Source organism: Sphingobacterium sp. B16(2022) (genome assembly GCF_012030425.1).
GTDB lineage: Bacteria > Bacteroidota > Bacteroidia > Sphingobacteriales > Sphingobacteriaceae > Sphingobacterium > Sphingobacterium anhuiense.
Genome location: NZ_JAAUVN010000001.1, coordinates 1022742 through 1040580, shown reverse-complemented (window position 1 = coordinate 1040580; position 17839 = coordinate 1022742). Strand labels below are relative to the sequence as shown.

The 17839-nt window shown below is 37.8% G+C and carries 15 protein-coding genes; 5 read left to right on the top strand and 10 right to left on the bottom strand.

The features are described 5' to 3' along the window. Window positions 1-19 precede the first annotated feature (19 nt). The 5 genes from HCX49_RS04645 to HCX49_RS04625 all read right to left on the bottom strand — a co-directional run bounded on the left by HCX49_RS04645 (window position 20) and on the right by HCX49_RS04625 (window position 6252). The gene (locus tag HCX49_RS04645; RefSeq protein WP_168126329.1) at window positions 20-586 is read right to left on the bottom strand and encodes an RbsD/FucU domain-containing protein; all 567 of its coding nucleotides are present in this window, start codon (window positions 584-586) and stop codon (window positions 20-22) included. Continuing rightward, complete coding sequence (locus HCX49_RS04640) at window positions 583-3294, bottom strand: GH116 family glycosyl hydrolase (RefSeq protein ID WP_206368233.1); 2712 nt, start codon at window positions 3292-3294, stop codon at window positions 583-585. Before HCX49_RS04640 ends, HCX49_RS04645 begins: the two co-directional genes overlap by 4 nt. A gap of 23 nt (window positions 3295-3317) precedes the next feature. Beyond that, window positions 3318-3665 (bottom strand): RagB/SusD family nutrient uptake outer membrane protein, encoded by a 348-nt coding sequence (locus HCX49_RS04635; protein ID WP_168126327.1) that lies wholly within the window; start codon window positions 3663-3665, stop codon window positions 3318-3320. Between the two features lie 536 nt (window positions 3666-4201). Next, a complete protein-coding gene (locus HCX49_RS04630) occupies window positions 4202-4558 on the bottom strand; it encodes a response regulator (protein WP_132767591.1) in 357 nt (118 codons plus the stop codon). Between the two features lie 389 nt (window positions 4559-4947). Beyond that, a complete protein-coding gene (locus HCX49_RS04625) occupies window positions 4948-6252 on the bottom strand; it encodes a Gfo/Idh/MocA family protein (RefSeq protein ID WP_168126326.1) in 1305 nt (434 codons plus the stop codon). A gap of 461 nt (window positions 6253-6713) precedes the next feature. On the opposite strand from HCX49_RS04625, the gene HCX49_RS04620 reads away from it, so the two are divergent. The 3 genes from HCX49_RS04620 to HCX49_RS04610 all read left to right on the top strand — a co-directional run bounded on the left by HCX49_RS04620 (window position 6714) and on the right by HCX49_RS04610 (window position 9517). Beyond that, window positions 6714-7793: a hypothetical protein gene (locus tag HCX49_RS04620; protein WP_168126325.1), complete on the top strand. Its 1080-nt coding sequence runs from the start codon at window positions 6714-6716 to the stop codon at window positions 7791-7793. Window positions 7794-8017: 224 nt separating this feature from the next. Further along, entirely contained in the window at window positions 8018-8866 is an 849-nt protein-coding gene (locus HCX49_RS04615; RefSeq protein ID WP_168126324.1) for a sialate O-acetylesterase, read from the top strand. Window positions 8867-8977: 111 nt separating this feature from the next. Continuing rightward, on the top strand, window positions 8978-9517 hold the full coding sequence (locus tag HCX49_RS04610) for a GNAT family N-acetyltransferase (protein WP_168126323.1): 540 nt from the start codon (window positions 8978-8980) through the stop codon (window positions 9515-9517). 62 nt (window positions 9518-9579) lie between these two features. Here HCX49_RS04610 and HCX49_RS04605 read toward each other — a convergent pair whose 3' ends face one another. The 3 genes from HCX49_RS04605 to HCX49_RS04595 form a co-directional block, all read right to left on the bottom strand. Beyond that, on the bottom strand, window positions 9580-11385 hold the full coding sequence (locus HCX49_RS04605) for a serine hydrolase (protein ID WP_168126322.1): 1806 nt from the start codon (window positions 11383-11385) through the stop codon (window positions 9580-9582). Window positions 11386-11444: 59 nt separating this feature from the next. Then, entirely contained in the window at window positions 11445-11891 is a 447-nt protein-coding gene (locus tag HCX49_RS04600; protein WP_168126321.1) for a nuclear transport factor 2 family protein, read from the bottom strand. 82 nt (window positions 11892-11973) lie between these two features. Next, window positions 11974-12162: a hypothetical protein gene (locus HCX49_RS04595; protein WP_168126320.1), complete on the bottom strand. Its 189-nt coding sequence runs from the start codon at window positions 12160-12162 to the stop codon at window positions 11974-11976. A gap of 138 nt (window positions 12163-12300) precedes the next feature. Between HCX49_RS04595 and HCX49_RS04590 the strand changes: the two genes are divergently transcribed. Continuing rightward, entirely contained in the window at window positions 12301-12630 is a 330-nt protein-coding gene (locus HCX49_RS04590) for a DUF6122 family protein (protein WP_132767578.1), read from the top strand. Between the two features lie 190 nt (window positions 12631-12820). After that, the gene (locus tag HCX49_RS04585; protein ID WP_168126319.1) at window positions 12821-13876 is read left to right on the top strand and encodes a serine hydrolase domain-containing protein; all 1056 of its coding nucleotides are present in this window, start codon (window positions 12821-12823) and stop codon (window positions 13874-13876) included. Window positions 13877-14222: 346 nt separating this feature from the next. Here the strand turns inward: HCX49_RS04585 and HCX49_RS04580 are convergent, their stop codons facing one another. After that, window positions 14223-16919 (bottom strand): alpha-L-rhamnosidase, encoded by a 2697-nt coding sequence (locus HCX49_RS04580; RefSeq protein ID WP_237682715.1) that lies wholly within the window; start codon window positions 16917-16919, stop codon window positions 14223-14225. 352 nt (window positions 16920-17271) lie between these two features. Then, window positions 17272-17721 carry a hypothetical protein gene (locus HCX49_RS04575; RefSeq protein WP_168126318.1) on the bottom strand — a complete coding sequence of 150 codons (450 nt, stop codon included), beginning with the start codon at window positions 17719-17721 and terminating at the stop codon, window positions 17272-17274. Between the last annotated feature and the right edge of the window lie 118 nt (window positions 17722-17839).

Below are 17839 nucleotides of genomic sequence, written 5' to 3'. Positions count from 1 at the left end.
CAAAAAAAAACTTAAATATTTAGCGAATACGTGACCTTAATGAGTCCTCCCGTTTAGCATCCCAGTAGCCACAGTCAAGCTCTATAAATACCGAGGTGTAAGGTTGTAATGATTCCGTCTTAAGAACAATCACTTTAAACAGTTTTGATGCCTCATCTATTTTTTTGAATATCGCTTCGTGTGAAATATCCTGAACAGTATATTTACTCCAGAGGGCTTTAACCTCCTTTTTATACTTATCTACACCTTTTACTAAACCCTCATCCAGATAATTGAGTTCTGCATCCTGATAAATAATCGGTTTGATATGAGCCTGCACCTGAAATATACTGTCCATTTCGCGCAGCACATCCATCATTTCTGCTCCCGTATTGATCATCACAATATCCGAATTATGAGGTGCTGGGTAGGCCTTATCAACAATCAAAATCCAGTTCCGATGTCCCAACAAAGGCAGCTGCTCTTCCAACCTTTGTTGCCAATCCTTATTGTTTACGCTTCCCTTTTGCTGAACATTGGCGGGTTGACAAGCGACTAAAGAAAGTATCAGCAGCAATACCATTATAGTTCTCAATCTTCTTATCATGACCAGCTAATCTGAAGTAAATCCCCCTTGTTCAGTTGCAGTTCCTTCTGAAATGTTACCGTTAATTTATCCGAAGCATCCTCTACTCTCGACAATTTTAGGGGTTTATTATTTAGAACTGCTTTTAGTCGATCCTTTTGCACAGGCTCATTTCTGACCTTACCTATCGAAAACTTCTGCAACTGTAAATTTCCATAAGCGACAGACAGCTGACTTGTCTGTTCAGTATTTTGTTGAATCTGTTCATAACTTCCCCATGCTTCTGCTGTTGTGAAAGGGCATTTAAACTTTTCTGCCAATACCTTCGGTGCAAAAGCCAAGTATTTATTAGGACCATGATACGCATATCCACAAGCATTCACAAATGTACCATAGCTTGCCATGGCACGGGCATAATGATCACTACATTCTATTTCATTAAATGGATTCCGCTTTGCAGCATGGTAACGGTCATGAATGACCCGGGTCAAAACTAAGCTCTCCTCCACCATACCTTCTGCCATCATATGCGCGGCTACCTGATGTTCAAATCCGCTCATACATTCATGAAAATAACCCAATTGCCAGGTTTCATTTTCGCCATAAGCTTTCGCTTCATTTTTAGGGTTGGTATTCATCACCATCCCTCCCTCTCCGGCTAGAGCATAGGGACGACCATTCAAATGCGTTTTGATATAAGGACCTACATCCATTGTAAAGTTGTACTTCCATAAAGCACGTAAAGCCGCCAATGTCTGTTTTTGATCATTGATACGGGGCATCCCCAATTGAAAAGTCCATGCCTGTCCATACACCTGATCAATATGGCAAGTGTTGTAAGAACCCAGATTTTTACGGCCAGATTCTGTATTGGGACGATGAATATAATAATCACCATTAAAGAGTTCTTTATCCATATTCACGGAGCCTTTCTTGACATAATCGTAGCACAATTTTGCAAAACTCCTGTCTCCGATTTCCGTAGCCATTGCCCCTCCAGCTTGTACAGCAGCCAAACAAAGACCTACAATCCATGATATCTCACCTTCCCAAACCGCATCGAGCGTATTTTCCATAGGTGTATCGGTCATACCGTCGCCGTTCTTGTCTTGATCAATGATAAACTGGATCGCTTTTTTTAAATTAGCCCAATTTCTCTTCAAAAAAACATTGTCGCTAGACATCTGATGATCCCGGTAAAAACGAAGTACAACACCTGCCTGCCCATCTATAGCAGGACGGCTTTCATATTCGGCTCTAAAAATAATCGCCCCAGTCTCTGGTTTAAAGGCAATGTCAAGATCCGTGATCTCACGCAGATTACGCTCCAGCTCAGGAAATATACGTCCCATGGCCTGTCCGTACTGCCAGACGTGTGTGCAGGTTCCTGCACAAGCACCGATACCTTCCCAGCCCCAAAAACGGCCCGTTGCGAACCGATACGTATTGGCTGTAGCCAAAGTTCCGATATTAACAAAAGTGCGATCCAGGAACCAGTACGGAAGCGTCGAGTCATTCCACGTATCAGCCCATAATAATGTGTTTTCGTCCAGTTTATTTCTCTCCTGATTATAATACTCCAGTACATGATAAGCATTACTAAACTTTGTTCCGTACCAATAACCGTTTTGAGCATCTTTAATTCTTTCCTTCAGCTTAGGATGAACATTGTTAAAATGCCAACTTATCGCATAAGAGATTTTAATCTTTGTAGAAGCAGGTATCTTTCTTTTAACAGTAAGACTCCCCACCTGCAACTCATTAAAACCGATATTGCTAGCCCCTGCTTCACTGATTAGATCAGCAGGGTTTATAGGCCATTCTTTAATTTGCGCTACAGCAATCGCATCACTGTGCTGGCAGGATATGGCCATAGAGCCATAATCACTGGCTATAAGATCTTTCTCCGGAACCTGTTGACATTCGAAAAATAACGCTTTCCCATCAATAAGATTTTTCGAAACCGACACTTTACGGACCGATGAAAAGTCTTTTCTATTCTTATGAACCCCATTTTCTAGCCAGCCACTAATCAGTACATCCAATGGTTGATCAGTTTTATTAACGACTTCAACATGCAGCGTAGTCATAGGCAGTGAAGAATTTTCGATATCCAACGGAATAAAAGGAGAATAAGCCGTAAGCTTTACATCAGCCGGAAAATCAGCACTACTGTAAGTTACTGTACACGTCGGGTACGAGGGTTCAAATACAATTTCGTCCCAATGGTTTTCGCGGAGCTCTTTTATCAACTGCTGACCCTTATAATACACAGAGATTGCAAATCCCTGTTCCAGTATGCGTAGATTATCTGCAATAGCCGGCTCAATATAAGCAGAACCATCTCTTGGACGAATCCTAACCTGTTCTTTACCGTTGTTCCATAGCACTATTTTCGGTTCTACACCTTCCTTCATACCATCGTAAGATTCGTTGTAAATCTGCCACAGCCACAACCGGCCGTCCCCCCCGATATACACGGTACCAGTATGAAGTCCTCCAATAGGCATACCAATATATTTGAGCTCATTTTTACTTTTAAAGTACTTGATTTTTTCTCCACGCTCATATAGTGAAGCTAGCCATTGGGGATCTATAGCCTTATCGGCTTCAATATTATGAATGGGTTGTTCCCATGCAAAAATGCTGCGGGACCATGCCGGAAACTGAGTTACCAAAACACCCAAGCTGATTAAACTTGAATTCCTTAAAAAATTTCTTCTGTTCATTATGTACGGTTTATCATGCCTTATTACCATCCTGGGTTCTGAGGCAGTAGGTTTTTATTTTTGTCAATTGAACTCTGTGGCACTGGCCATAGGTAATGTTTACTCTTTTCAAATTTTCGGTTTTGGGCAAGAAATCTCGGTTTAGTCCAGTCACCGATCAGATCATTCTGATTACTGTTGATACCTTCTGCATTTTTATTCAGTACATCTTCCGCAATTTTCCAGCGCAATATGTCAAAATATCGCTTATGTTCTGCAACAAACTCATGCCGTCTTTCTTCCCGAATCAATTTACGCATAACAGCCTGATCTGACAAATCACTATTGCTCAATAAAGATAGGCCTGCCCTCTTTCTAATCTGATCAATCATGGTTTTGATCTGTAGAAAGCTTTCATTTGAAGAAATTGCCGAAATTTTGGAAATTTCAGTAAAAGGTACTTATAAGCTACACCAAAGAGCAATACAATCATTAAGAGCACAACTTGGTCACATAGGAAATTCTCTCTTTTCCCTTATTGTATTGTACTTTCAGATCGTAAAATGATTTACTAAAATTCGATGAACTTATATTATTAAATAAACGTAAAAGGTTTATATAGATTTTAAAATCGCATCCCTTGCCCATTTATTAGCAGTACAGTTTTACCTAACGTCCACCAGCTTAGTAACAAGACACGATTAAAGAAATAAGAATAAAGAAAGTTATTTTGATGGAAAAATGATAAAAATCTTTCAGTTTGGAGTATACCTCTGAAATAGAAAAAGGAGATACTATTTGTATCTCCTTTTTCTAGCATAAGCCATTTGAACTTATTTAAATCTCAACAGATTAATATGTTTACATAAAACGTTCAAATCGGTTGTATATAAAATCATGTCAGGAACAAACTTTAAATTTTCCGCCGTTAAGAATTATTTTTGACAACATCAACCATATGATCCAGATCAAACGGTTTTTCGATATAGTCATCAGCTTTACAATCTTTTGCTGTTTGAGGCAAATCATATGATGTTGAAGTAAGCACGGCCGATAAATCCTCTGTTTCTGGATCACTTTTCAACTCTTCTATCACTTTCGTACCTTTCTTCCCTCCCCGAATATGCTCATCTACTACCACAACATCAGGTTCGATCTTGTCGATATTTTCAATGGGTTCGGTTGTTAATGATGAAGTAACATCAAAGCCTTCATCTGTCAAAACTTCATCCATGATTTCAAGGATATCTTCATCATCCTGAATAAGCACAACCTTTTTTTTCATATTTCCAACAATTTTGACACAAATATATAGATATAAAATTAATATTCTAAAGACCTAATCAACACGTTTTAAACATGATAACAAATTGACAATCAATAAAATGTATAGTTAAATTTATATCACAAAAGTTTAACATAAACACACTAGTAGGATAATTAGAAAACTTTTTTTATAGAGCCATCAACATCTCGCGTTCTAATTGCCAAGTAACAATTATATCATTCTAATCTATTTACCACATCGAAAAATATCGTTTAGTTAGAGCCGGAAGTACCTGGTCCCTAATTTCATGTTCAATGCCCCCCATTTAATAGATTCAAATGCATACAACATCTTACTGTTATCAGCACTGTATGCTGGCATTACAAAAATATATTGATCATAATATTTTAAATTGTAGGTAGCTTATAACCATTATGGTAAGATGCCGATATTAATTTATCTGCATCTTCAATACCAAAAGACCAGGTTTCTTGGTTCCAATAAATCTTCTTTCCCGTACGATAGGCAATGTTCCCCATTTGCGAAAATATCGCGATTGCAGCCCCATCCTCCACAGGACAGTTCAAAGTCGATGAATCTCTGCTTTTCACTGCTTCAATAAAATTAACCGCATGCAGATTCAAACCGTCATCAACTGAACGCTGAAAAGCAATGCCATCCATGCGCCCCTTTTCAGGAATGACCTCCCAACCGCCTCGGTTAAGCACTAAAGTACCATTGTTTCCAATAAAAGCCACGCCATGATCCTTTCCATAAGGACCACCGTCAATACCTGTAGCATGCTCCCATTGCACATTAAAACCCTCAAACTCATATACCGTGGTTAACGTATCTGGAGTTTCGGCTGCATCTTGAGGATAAGCAAACTTCCCTCCAGATGCCATAATTGAAATCGGTTTAGTCGCCTTCATTCCTAGCAGTGCATAATCAAGCATATGAACACCCCAATCTGTCATTAAGCCACCAGCATAATCCCAATACCACCTAAAATCAAAATGAAATCTATTCGGATTAAAAGGATGTTTCTTTGCAGGACCCAACCACAAGTCATAATTCACACCTGCTGGAACCGGCCCATCAGGTTTAACAGGAATACTTTTCATCCAACCTTGGTATGCCCAAGCTTTTACCAGGCGGATCTTACCCAGCTTTCCGGAATGCACAAATGCTACTGCATCTCGAAAATGTTGTTGACTGCGTTGCCACTGCCCTACCTGAACAATGGATTTACTTTTCTTTACTGCATCCACCATCGCCCTGCATTCAGCGATCGAATTACCCAATGGTTTCTCAACATAAACATCTTTCCCCGCCTGGCAAGCTTCTATCATCTGTAAACAATGCCAATGATCAGGCGTACCGATAACCACGACATCCACATCTTTACTTTTTAATAAATCACGGTAGTTGTTAAAACCTTTTACCGAAATACCTCTTTCTTCAAGCTCTTTTATCCGCTTCTGTAAAACATTGTTGTCCACATCACAAAGTGCTGTACAGACAACATCTGGATGTTTGAGGATCGCATTCAAATCGGACCATCCCATACCGTTAATACCAATGGCACCAACACGAATTTTTTGCGTTGTACCCACTGAAGCATATAGCTTAGGAAACATAGAAGTTAGACCAGCTATTGTAACGACAGCTGTAGAGTTCTTAATAAATTTTCTTCTTGATGTGTTAGTCATAATTGTTTAAAATTTGTTGGTTTATTTTGGTTGATCGAGCGATAATACAAAGGGTGTGCATCATTCTAGTTTATTTGTCTTAAAGACATTTAATACATAAAGAACCATATTTTATTCCAAAAAAACAAAAAAAATAGCAAATTGAAATATATCAATTGTATTTCGCATATTTCCTGCCTTCTCAAAACCAATGCTTTACCAGTTGCTACACCTTTAAGACCAACCGCATAGAATCGGTATCCTGCATGCATGGCTATATGAAGCTTTATAGTCATGATGTAATTGGCCTGGAGCGCATAAAAATGCTATTTTTAGATAGCTTGATAATAGAATTTCAAGCTTTGAAATGTGATTATTGCACCTTGATTTCTTTGATATTAAACATTTTTTAACTATCTTAACAAAACACTCAACAATTATCAGTTTAAAATTAAATTTCTGATAAATAAAATGTAAAAGTTATGATATTAAAAGAACAATTACAGAAAATCGCCAATGTAAAAAGTAATCCTTGTGTAACCATCTCGCTGAATACGCATCGTACTCACCCGGATAACCTCACAGATGCAGTTTCCTTGAAGAATTTACTTAAAGAAGCCGAAGATAGATTAACAACAACGTTTGATAAAAAAACAATAGCCCCCCTATTGGAAAAAATACAAACGATAACTACGCAGATCGATCTCAATTATAATCTGGACAGTCTCCATATTTTTCTCTCTAATGATACCGAAGAAATAATAAAATCAGCATGGGAAACAAGTCGTGAAGGCGTACATATCTCCGAAAGATTCGCTGTTCGCTCACTTATCAAATCCTATAATAGAAGTACAAACTATTTGCTGATGTTACTATCACAAAGTGGTGTACAAATTTATGAAGCCGTAAATGATAGCATAGTTACTGAAATAAAGAATGATGACTTTCCCTTTCCGGAGAATACGCTTCAGGTGGCCAACGCAGATCAAGCCAGTAATGCCCGGAAAGTAGATAATATGGTGCGTGAATATTTAAATACCGTCGATAAGGCATTCGTAAAACTGCATCACGATACCGGATTGGCTTGTGTGGTCATCAGTACAGAAGATAATTATGTCAAATTACAAGAAGTAGCTGATATACCAGCGGCCTATATTGGACATGCTCCAATAAATTATAACCACGTTGCTCCTCATGAAATTGTAAAGCAATCTTGGGAGATTATTGAAACATTACAAAAACAGCAACGTACCGACGCCATCAGTCAGATGAAAGAAGCCGTAGGAACAGGTAAAGTACTGACGGATTTGCAAGAAATCTATCAAGCTTCCCTGGATGGTCGCGGGGAACTTCTAATTATTAATAATGATTTTTCGCAGCCTGTAGTCATGACAGACGAAAGAACATTTGATCTCGTTGAAGATGCGAACCTAGAAGATGCCATAGATGATATTGTTAGCAATATCGCTTGGGAAGTACTGTCTAAAAAAGGTCGCGTTGTATTTACAACTCAGACCGACCTAGCTGATTTAGGTGAGATCGCATTGCAAGTCAGGTATTAATAAGTGAGAACTATTAATACGATGTAAACAATTAACGAGGTGCGGGATAATATATTCCGCACCTTTTATTTTACTTTCAAAACCTTTTCCAATACATGCATCAGTTCAGTTCCTTGCAATTACTTTAGCATCTTTATCGATTAAAAAATTCATCGCTATTACATTTATATCGTATTTTTCCTATAGGTTTGATATTATAATAAGGAATAATTGAATACAGTCAAATGATACAGTCTTTTTTACTCATTGGCCAATCAAATATGGCAGGCCGAGGTTACGTAAATGATGTACCTCAGATATTAAATGAAAATATTAAAGTTTTACGGAATGGCAGGTGGCAGATCATGTTTGAACCTATCCATAATGACCGCTCTACCGCAGGGGTTGGCCTTAGTTCTTCATTCGCAGCCTCATGGCAAGCCCACAACAAAGAACTTGAAATTGGACTCATCCCCTGTGCAGATGGCGGCACAAGCCTAGATGACTGGTCTATTGGAGGTGCACTTTTTGATCATGCAGTTGCGCAGGCCAAGTTAGCGATGCGCAGCAGCCAATTAGCAGGCATACTCTGGCATCAGGGCGAGAACGATAGTTTTGCCCACACTGCGGCACATTATAGTGATAAATTTGAAAAAATAATAACAGAATTACGCTCACAATTGGACGCTCCGCATCTGCCTTTGATTATTGGTGAGATTGGAAACTTCTTAACAAACGGGCTTTATGGCCAATATTTTACAAGCTACCCCAAAGTCAATGAAGAATTGTTAAAGTATGCACAATCACACGCACATTGTTATTATGTAACAGCCAAAAATTTGACTGCAAATGAAGATCAGCTTCATTTCGATGCAAAATCTCAAAGAATATTAGGGGTTCGATATTATGAGGCTTTTGCCAAATTACAGCACATTACCACACCATTATTAAATGAAAAAGCACGAGTAGAAGATCTATATACAAGACCTATGACTGAAAATGAAAATAAGCTGCTATTGCAACACAGATTTGGTTCAGGAGAGATTTCTCAAGAAGAATTTTTAGTAAAAATGAAAGCTCTTGGTATTTCATAAGTAGCACAAAAAATGATAACGTTTGATTTTATCATAACAAAATAAGTTTTCCAATACATGTATTAAATAAGAAATTCTAAAAAGCCCTTTTTAATCATTTCAACAGAACATATGCTGAACTTAAATTTTACAGATTTTCCAACGCTGCATACAGAAAGGTTAACATTAAAAAAAATACTCAGGAAGAATTATAACTTCATTCATAAACTACATTCCGATCCAGTTACAAACAATTTTGTTGGCCGTGACAATGCGACGACTTTAAAACAGGCAGTCAAATACATTGAAAGAATCAATGGAATGGTAAAAAAGAAAGAATGTCTGTACTGGGTGATCACTCTAAGTAACAATGATACTTTAATCGGTTCGGTCTGTTGCTGGAACTTTGATCATGAATCTGATATGGTCGAGATTGGTTATGAAATGTTACCAGAATTTCAGGGAAAAGGCTATATGAAAGAGGCTTTACAGGCCGTTCTTAGATTCACTTTCAACAATTTGAAGGCAACAGTAATTACTGCATTTCCTTCATCAGATAATAGCAGTTCTATAGCAATATTGAAAAAGCTAAATTTTGTATTTGAAAACCAAACTTATAACAACAAACACGTAAACATAGAAAATATAGTTACTTACACGTTAAGACCATAATCATAAAAACAGGTTTAAATGCCATAGTCTTAAATTTAATTTCCTGACTATGGCATTCAAGATTATAACGTTTCTAAGATTTTACGGGCTTTTTCATTTTTAGTATTGATTTCAAGTACTTTTCGGTAGTTCTGCTTTGCTTTTTCTTTCTGTCCGTCTTTGAGATAAGCCTCAGCTAAACTATCGTAGACATTTTCACTCTCTGGATACAAGATCGTGTTGATGCTAAAAACAGCAATAGCCTGAGCATTTTTTTTCTGATGGAGCAGTTCATATCCTGTACCATTCAGAAAGCCTTCTGAAAGCTGCTCATGTTGGCTATCTTCTTGTTTTGCCCTTTGATATGCCTTTACACCTTTTTCAAAATGACCTTCTAAAATTAATGCTAAGGGTATAATTTCATCGCTGCCGATCTGAGGACTTTTAGATCGAACAGTTTTATCAGCTAAAGTATGTACAAGTTCTTTTTTACCAGAACTTGAATCCATATCAAAACTCACCTTGAAATTCCAGTCTCGCATAGCGAATGTATTTTCTCCAACTTTGATAAGTTCCACCGGAGCATCCACATTGCGAACTGTCATCAGTTTACCATTTTCTTTATAGACTTTGATAAAACCATATTTTTCAAACTTGTAGCTCCCTAAATGAGCATTTAAATCATGCTGACTTAACGGCAGAATTTGATTAGTTGGTGCAATATAATTGGGCCAATGGTAGACTAATGCAACGGATCTCACGAGCTCATTGATAAACAGGGGTTTGTTGGTGTTTGTAAGAATCACAACTCCGTCACCGCTTGTTTTACTTCCAATAAAGCTACTACTAAACCCCTCATTCCAACCACCATGGGTCACATAAACCTCTCCGTTGTAATTTTCTAGAAAAATGCCCAAACCTATAAAAGGTTCAACAAACGGACTCGAAAATTCTTCTGCCGTTTTTTTGGAAATTACCCTACTGCTTTTGCCACTAAGTGTATTTTGAATATCGATGACAAACTTAGCATAATCTTCGGCCGTAGACCACAGACCCGCAGCAGCCTGCTCCGGATAAATATGGTATCGTCCCTCCACTTTACGTCCATCGACACCATAGGCTGTAGCTGTAAACTGTGCTTGTGCTGCTGGAAGTGGCTGTGCAAAACTGCTGTTGTGCATAGCAAGAGGGAGAAGCACTTTTTCACGCATAATAGTCGTAAAATCTTTCCCCTCGAGGTCCGAAAGCATCTGTTGCATCACCGTATATCCACCACCTGAATATCGAAAATTAGCCCCCGGAAGCTTATCAACAAAAACTGCAGGGGTATTGGAAGGTTTTACGCCATTCAACACTTGAACAGCAGTAGGAAGAGGATCACTTACCTTATAACCAGGAAATCCACTTACTGTAAAACCAGCAGTATGGCTCACAATATTTTTTAGTGTAACTTTTTTCGATTTAGTCCATTCATTTTCAGAAACTTTCCATGACTTCAGATATACATTAACATTACTATCAGGGTCTAACTTTCCCTCTTCCACGGCTTTCAAAGCCGCATAAGCGCTTACAGGCTTACTCATCGAAGCTACCTGGAAAAGTGTTTTTGAAGTTACTGGCGTTTTAGAATCAAGATCTGCATAGCCATACGTTTTACTCCAAATAACTTTTGAGTCTTTGATAACAGCTATACTCACCCCTGGAACGTTATAAAACTGCATCCGGGAAACGATATCCCAAGAAGCTTCGCCCTCAAAACGGACTGGTGGGATTAATCCAGCTTCGACCTTGGAAATACCTTCCTGAATCGTCATGTGGGTCTGTGCAGAAGCAGTTCCTACCAACATTCCGAGAATAATTGTAAGGGAGAGCGGTTTTATAATCATCATATTTTTTTTGGCTAAAAGTAAAAATTGAACACTGAATTCCTTTATGATTTGCAAATGAATTACTGATATGTAGTAATCGATTGGGAGACTTTCCAGTTACCGCCGTCATTGACCAAAGTTACAAGATCAGTCTTAGTAAATCCTTCAAATTGCATTGTTATTCTCGCTACTTTATAATCAGCGGAATTTTCTACGATTATGGTACTCGTTTTACAGTTCAGTTGATCTCCTTTTTGTTTTTTTAAGAATGAGACGACTTCTGAACGACTATTGGTCCGCCCTTCTTTTGCGTTTATCTTTTGGGTGAAATCTGAAGTAAAAAGTTTTTCCAGACCTGCTGATTCACCCGCAGTCATAATCGCTACGTAATGGTCGATAGCTAGCGCTGCTGTCGATAGATTGACAACTGTTTTTTTATTCGGTACTTTTGGTTTTGCGGTTGCCATAGTGAAAGTCGATACTACGATCAAGGCTACTGCTACGAATGTGTTTACTAAAGTTTTCATAATGTCTTTATTTTATATTGATGGTTAGTCGTTCTTTTATTGATTCAAAAATAGTTTGTAAATCAATCAAACACGATGACATTTAGACTAAGCTCAGGAAAAACTCGGTGAATACAGGGAATTTATAGGTGAAAATATAGACATCAACCTGAATTGCAATTGCGCCAAATAGCGATACTTTCCAAAATTTATACAAGAAAATATCAATGAGGACGACAATTCCACTGATCACTTCAATAAAAATCCGACAAGCTGAAAGATCAAACGTCATCTTTGGCAGTCTTTCTTCCAGTAAAAAAGACCATTAATCGGGATGTGATTTCCTTCAATATTTCACTTTTTGATCCTTATATTTGCAGAAATTAGGGAGGCCGAAAAACTACATCTATCACTTTATTTTGTTTATTAAATGAATATTGAGACATTACATTACCTACAGACATTCATTCATTATACCTTACATTTTTTAGCTCCAGGATTACTTTCGTATGTGTTTTTTAGAAAACAATGGAAACGTGCCTGGTTAATCATGATTGCTACAATGCTGGTTGATCTCGATCATTTGTTAGCGACTCCAATATTCGCACCAGATCGTTGCAGTATAGGCTTTCATCCACTTCACTCCTATTATGCAATTGCAGTATACTTTATCTTACTCTTTTTTCCTAAAACTCGAATTATTGCGGTTGGTTTACTCTTTCATATGTTAACAGACTGGCAAGACTGTCAATGGCATTGATCAACAAGATCTTAAAAGGTAATTATTAGACAATTACACCATTGATGATCACAGGCAAAACAAAGAGCGCAACTATTAATCATAACATCAAGAGCATACTAAAACCTTTTTTTTAGAACTGATTCGCGTTCATTACCTATTATCGACCGACATTAAAAAATAGACTTTGATATTTATATCCCATAGCTAAATGAAGCCAATTTTAAAACTAATATTTCTTGCAACAACAGTTCTATTGACAAGTTGCCATTCATCAGCACAATTGAAAGACAACTATTCAACAAAAATTGATAGTTTACTGCTAACTAAAAGTCCACGAGATTTTAATGGAGTAGTTTACATTGGACAAAATGGAATAACAAAATATGCAAAAGCATACGGACGAGCTGATTTCAGCAAAGAGATCCCCTTAAAAATGGACGACAAGTTTTCTACCATGTCCATAGCCAAACAATTTACCGCAGCACTTATTTTACAGCAAGTAGAAAAGGGGAAAATTGATTTAAAAAAACCTATTCGTAAATATTTGCCTGATTTGAAATATACTTGGGCGGATACCGTCACCGTCCATCAACTGCTCAACAACACTTCAGGATTATACAGCGACGATATAGACAAACCATTGAAATTTAAACCAGGATCTTCATTCAATTATTCTAATGTGGGTTATTATGTTGCGGGACTTGTTCTTGAAAAGCAAAGTGGGAAAAGTTTTGAAGCTTTAGTGACAGCACTATTTAAAAATTGTCACATGAACGATAGCTATTATCCAAATGAAATCAATAGCGAATTACTAACAAAAGGACATACCGTGCTACAAGACAGAACTTTTAGACGCAACGAACAATTAAGTTTTGATGCTAGCCATACTTTTGGCAGTCACTTAATTGTTACTGCATCCGATCTTGCAAAATGGAACGCATGTTTACATCAGGGAAAAGTTCTAAAACCTACCACCTACAAAGTGATGACAAGTTATGTTATAACCAACACACATCAGCTTTTCAGTAAAAATCCTATTGGTTACGGCTATGGTTTGCGAATAAATGATAAAGACAGTATTGCTGAAATTGGCCATACAGGATTTCACCCATCAGAAGGTTTTACGGCGGTTAATTTATACTATCCAAAAACAAAAACCAGTGTTATCATAATGGAAAATGTAGGGAATGAAAATTTTGATATTGCCTATCATTTTGAACAGGAAATCAGAAGAATCATTAAAGAAAGCAATCTTTTGAAATGAAGATGACGCCTACACTTCATGGCTATTCAAGCGGAAATGTGGGCAATGAAGTATTCATTTTCAAACCTGTTAACTACACATTTTTTAAATAGCTTCGCAAAATTAAAAACTACTATAATAAATACGCTTACCCAATCATCGATAAGCGTATTTATTCTGAATGACAGAACAGTTTAGAACTTCCAAGACGATAAGTAATCACATACCTTTCGACAACAACTCCGCAGTACTGCGCTCATAACTTCAATAGCGTTTGGAATAATCAAAACGGTCTTAATTGCTAGTAACAGTACAAGTATCCAGATATAGATTCACAGTAAAAAAGTAACATCCGTTACATCTCTGCCTATAATAGCTGTACTTTTATGCGGTGTTTGCCTGCCTCAAGCGCCATAGATTGCTTTTCTTTAGCATTACTAGGAGGAAAAAAGGTCGCTGTTGCATTGGCCGGAACTGTTACATCATAAGTAACAATATTCTTATTCTTTTTCCATTTAGATACAATATCACCATACGGCGAAGCATGTGTAATCTCGGAATGATCCAATGTTTTCGGAAATATGGGCTTCAGCAGAATATGTTTAAATCCAGGTTGCTCAGGATCTGGTAAAATCCCACCCAAAGATTTAAAAAACCAGCCCCCTATTTCCCCAAACATCATATGGTTATCCGATATATCTCGCTTAGCATCAAGATCCCAATTCTCCAGTAACGTAGTAGCTCCGTTAACGACCCACCATCCCCAAGATGGATAAGAATCTTGAACAGCTACTTTATAAGCGGACTCCTCATAACCATTGTTTTTGAGCGCATTCAACAATGCCTTTGCTCCTAATACACCAACATCTAGATGAAAACCGGATTCCTCAACTTTTTTATTCAGATTAAAAGCGACCTTTGTTTTCACATCTTCAGGAACAACATCCCAGTGCAGGGCCATGCTCAATTCAGTCTGCGTTCCACTTCCATAAATTCCTGTAGAAACATTCAGAAACTTTTCATTGATCGCCTTTTTGATTTTCTTACTTAAGCGATCATATTTCTCATAGTCAACCTGTTTTCCAAACATTTTCGCGGCAGCACTCAGAATTGTAGCATCCACATAGAAATAGATGGACGATGTCAATTCTAAATTTGAAGTAGACTTAACAGGTACCCAGTCTCCACGCCCAAAAGTAGTCAATGCTTCCGGACTGATACGGTCCACATAATCGACATAATTCTTAATATTCTGGTAGGAATCTTCCAAAAGCCTGTTATCGCCATAAAACATATATACCTGCCATGGAATAATTGCGATTGTACTGGTCCAGTCCAGCCCGTTTGCATCACCATATCCCCAGCCACCTGTTGGAATAATATCTGGTAAAACACCATTGGGCTGTTGTTCGTCACGGTGATCGGCAATCCATTTTTCATAGACAGTAATTCCATCAAAATTATAAAATGCTGTTTCGATTGCCAGATGGCCATCACCTGTCCAGCCATTCTTTTCCCTTTGCGGACAATCCGTAGGATACCCCATCAGATTGGATAAATACGCATTATTAGTAACCTTCCAAAGATCATTGACCAACTTTGACGACGTCTTAACCTCACCCTTTGCAGCCACATCACTATGGACAAAATACGATGTAATATTCAGATCTTTTAAGTCCAATGGTTCACTACTCGACACCTCTACATAACGGAACCCCTTATAGTTAAACTTTGGCATAAACTCATCCTGCTTTTTGCCACTCAGTATTAAAATATCCGTTTGAAAAGGATCAGTCTCTTTGTCACCTCTAAAATAAACATCAATATTAGACTGATCCAGGCGCCCATCTTGATGTAATCGTTCCCCGTGTTTAATCTTTAATACCGTTCCTGCTGTCCCACTGGCTTTCACTTTAGTGATGCCTGACATATTCTGCCCCAGGTCAAAAACGTAGGTTTTATCATCTATTCTTTTAACGCTTTTGGGCGTAAAAGTATTTACCATACGGATTGGAACCGTCTGTTGCGCCACAATCAAATCAGCAGGTGCACTGCGATACCGCACACCATTCCATTTTGAATCATCAAAATCCGCTTCATCCCATCCTTTCTGCTCCAATCTCGCATCATAATGTTCACCGGTGTAGATGCTATTGAATATAATCGGTCCTGAAGAAGTTTTCCAATCGCGCTCTGATGAGATTGTCTCTTCCGTCCCGTCGGTATATACAATACGTAAATCCATGCAAAATGTAGGACGGTTGCGCCACGGCGCATTGTTGAAATCCCATACAGCAAGTGACTGATGGTTGTACCAACCATTTCCAAGTATCACTCCGATTGCATTATTTCCACTTTTAATCTGCGCAGTCACATCATGGACAACATACAACAGCCTTTTATCAAAGCGCGTATACATAGGATCGAGGACGTTTTCCCCAACTTTAGCTCCATTTAAAGAAAGCTCATAAAGACCTGCTGCCGCAATGTAAGCCCGAGCATACTTAACTGTTTTATTCGTTGTAAACTTTTTACGAAAATATGGTGCGGGTTTATCATTTTCGTTGGCATGATCACTAATCCATGCACCTTTCCAGTTGAACCTTGACATCATGCCCGTTTCAAAAGAAGCAACGCCCGAACTACTTGGTCTTCCATCTTTATCCCATACTGTAACTTTCCAGAAATATCGTGTCAGTGCATGAAGATCTTTACCCGCATAACGGACAAGAATATTGTCTTTCATCAGTTTGCCAGTATCCCAGATATTTCCTTTATTATTGACGATTGACAATGAGTCAGTTCCCACTATAACTTGATAGGCCACTTGCTTAGCCCCCTGCCGATCGTCTTTCAGCATCCAGGTAAATCTGGGTTGCTCCACATCAATAGCCAATGGATTGACCAGATGCTCGCATTGAAGTGCGATAGGTTCAAAGTCAGCTCCCTTTTTATGACCATAAAGATTGCAGGAAGCACATAAGCCCACCAGCAATAGTATATTTTTCATTCTTGATTTATTGTTATTCATCTTTTCAATATGCGTATGACTTGTATGCATCATTGGCTTAGGTTTATCAATTTATCAGATTAGCTATAGGAACGCGCATTCCATGACATCAACCTCAAAAAGATTATGCTAGCAAATTATAATTAGACGTAGATAACCCGGGTTCCAAATAGTATGCAAACAGACCAAATATAACCATTATTGATACAATAACTGTCCCGTACCAACCTGCTCCTGCCCGTTAACAACACAAATATTTGATTTTGGATCTTATAGATCCAAAAAACACACAATCGATAGATGATCAATTATTACTAACTTGAATTCAACAATATCTACAAAAAGTAATGCATCGTTGATCGTAAAATCTTCAATATATCACAATAACGCCACAACTATATCACTTTCAGTAAAACGCACCTACCATGAAATACTGCAATAACTTTAAATACTTGATCGCGTTATAATTATTCCATTGTGCTTCAGACGATCCATCGTTATAAACTATTTTTAAATTTAAATCATAATCATAATATATTTTTAGGCTCATCACAGCATTATAGTCAATGCTATTTCCCGCCCTTATTTGCGAAAAAAAGCTTATCAGGTCTTGATTCTCATAAGATGCATCATCCTCAACAATTCGATCAATAGCTCGAGAAGCTTCAGAACTGGCATCAAATCCATAAGTACCCCTCAAGAAAAAATTAAGTATTTCAACTCCTTCATCAAGTTTTGTGCTCGCTATCGTTTTCTCCTGCTGATCATATGCTAGCATGAACAACAAACTGAATAAAATAATCAATGCATGATTAGCGATTTTTCCAAGAGTAGAGTCAATAAATTGAATAATCATTTTTAATTTATATTTTTCATGAATCTCAATGCCAACTATTCTACCAAAAACATAATTCACTCACCAACAGGTTGTTGAGAAATAATAAGAACAACAGTTTAACCATAATCGGACACTA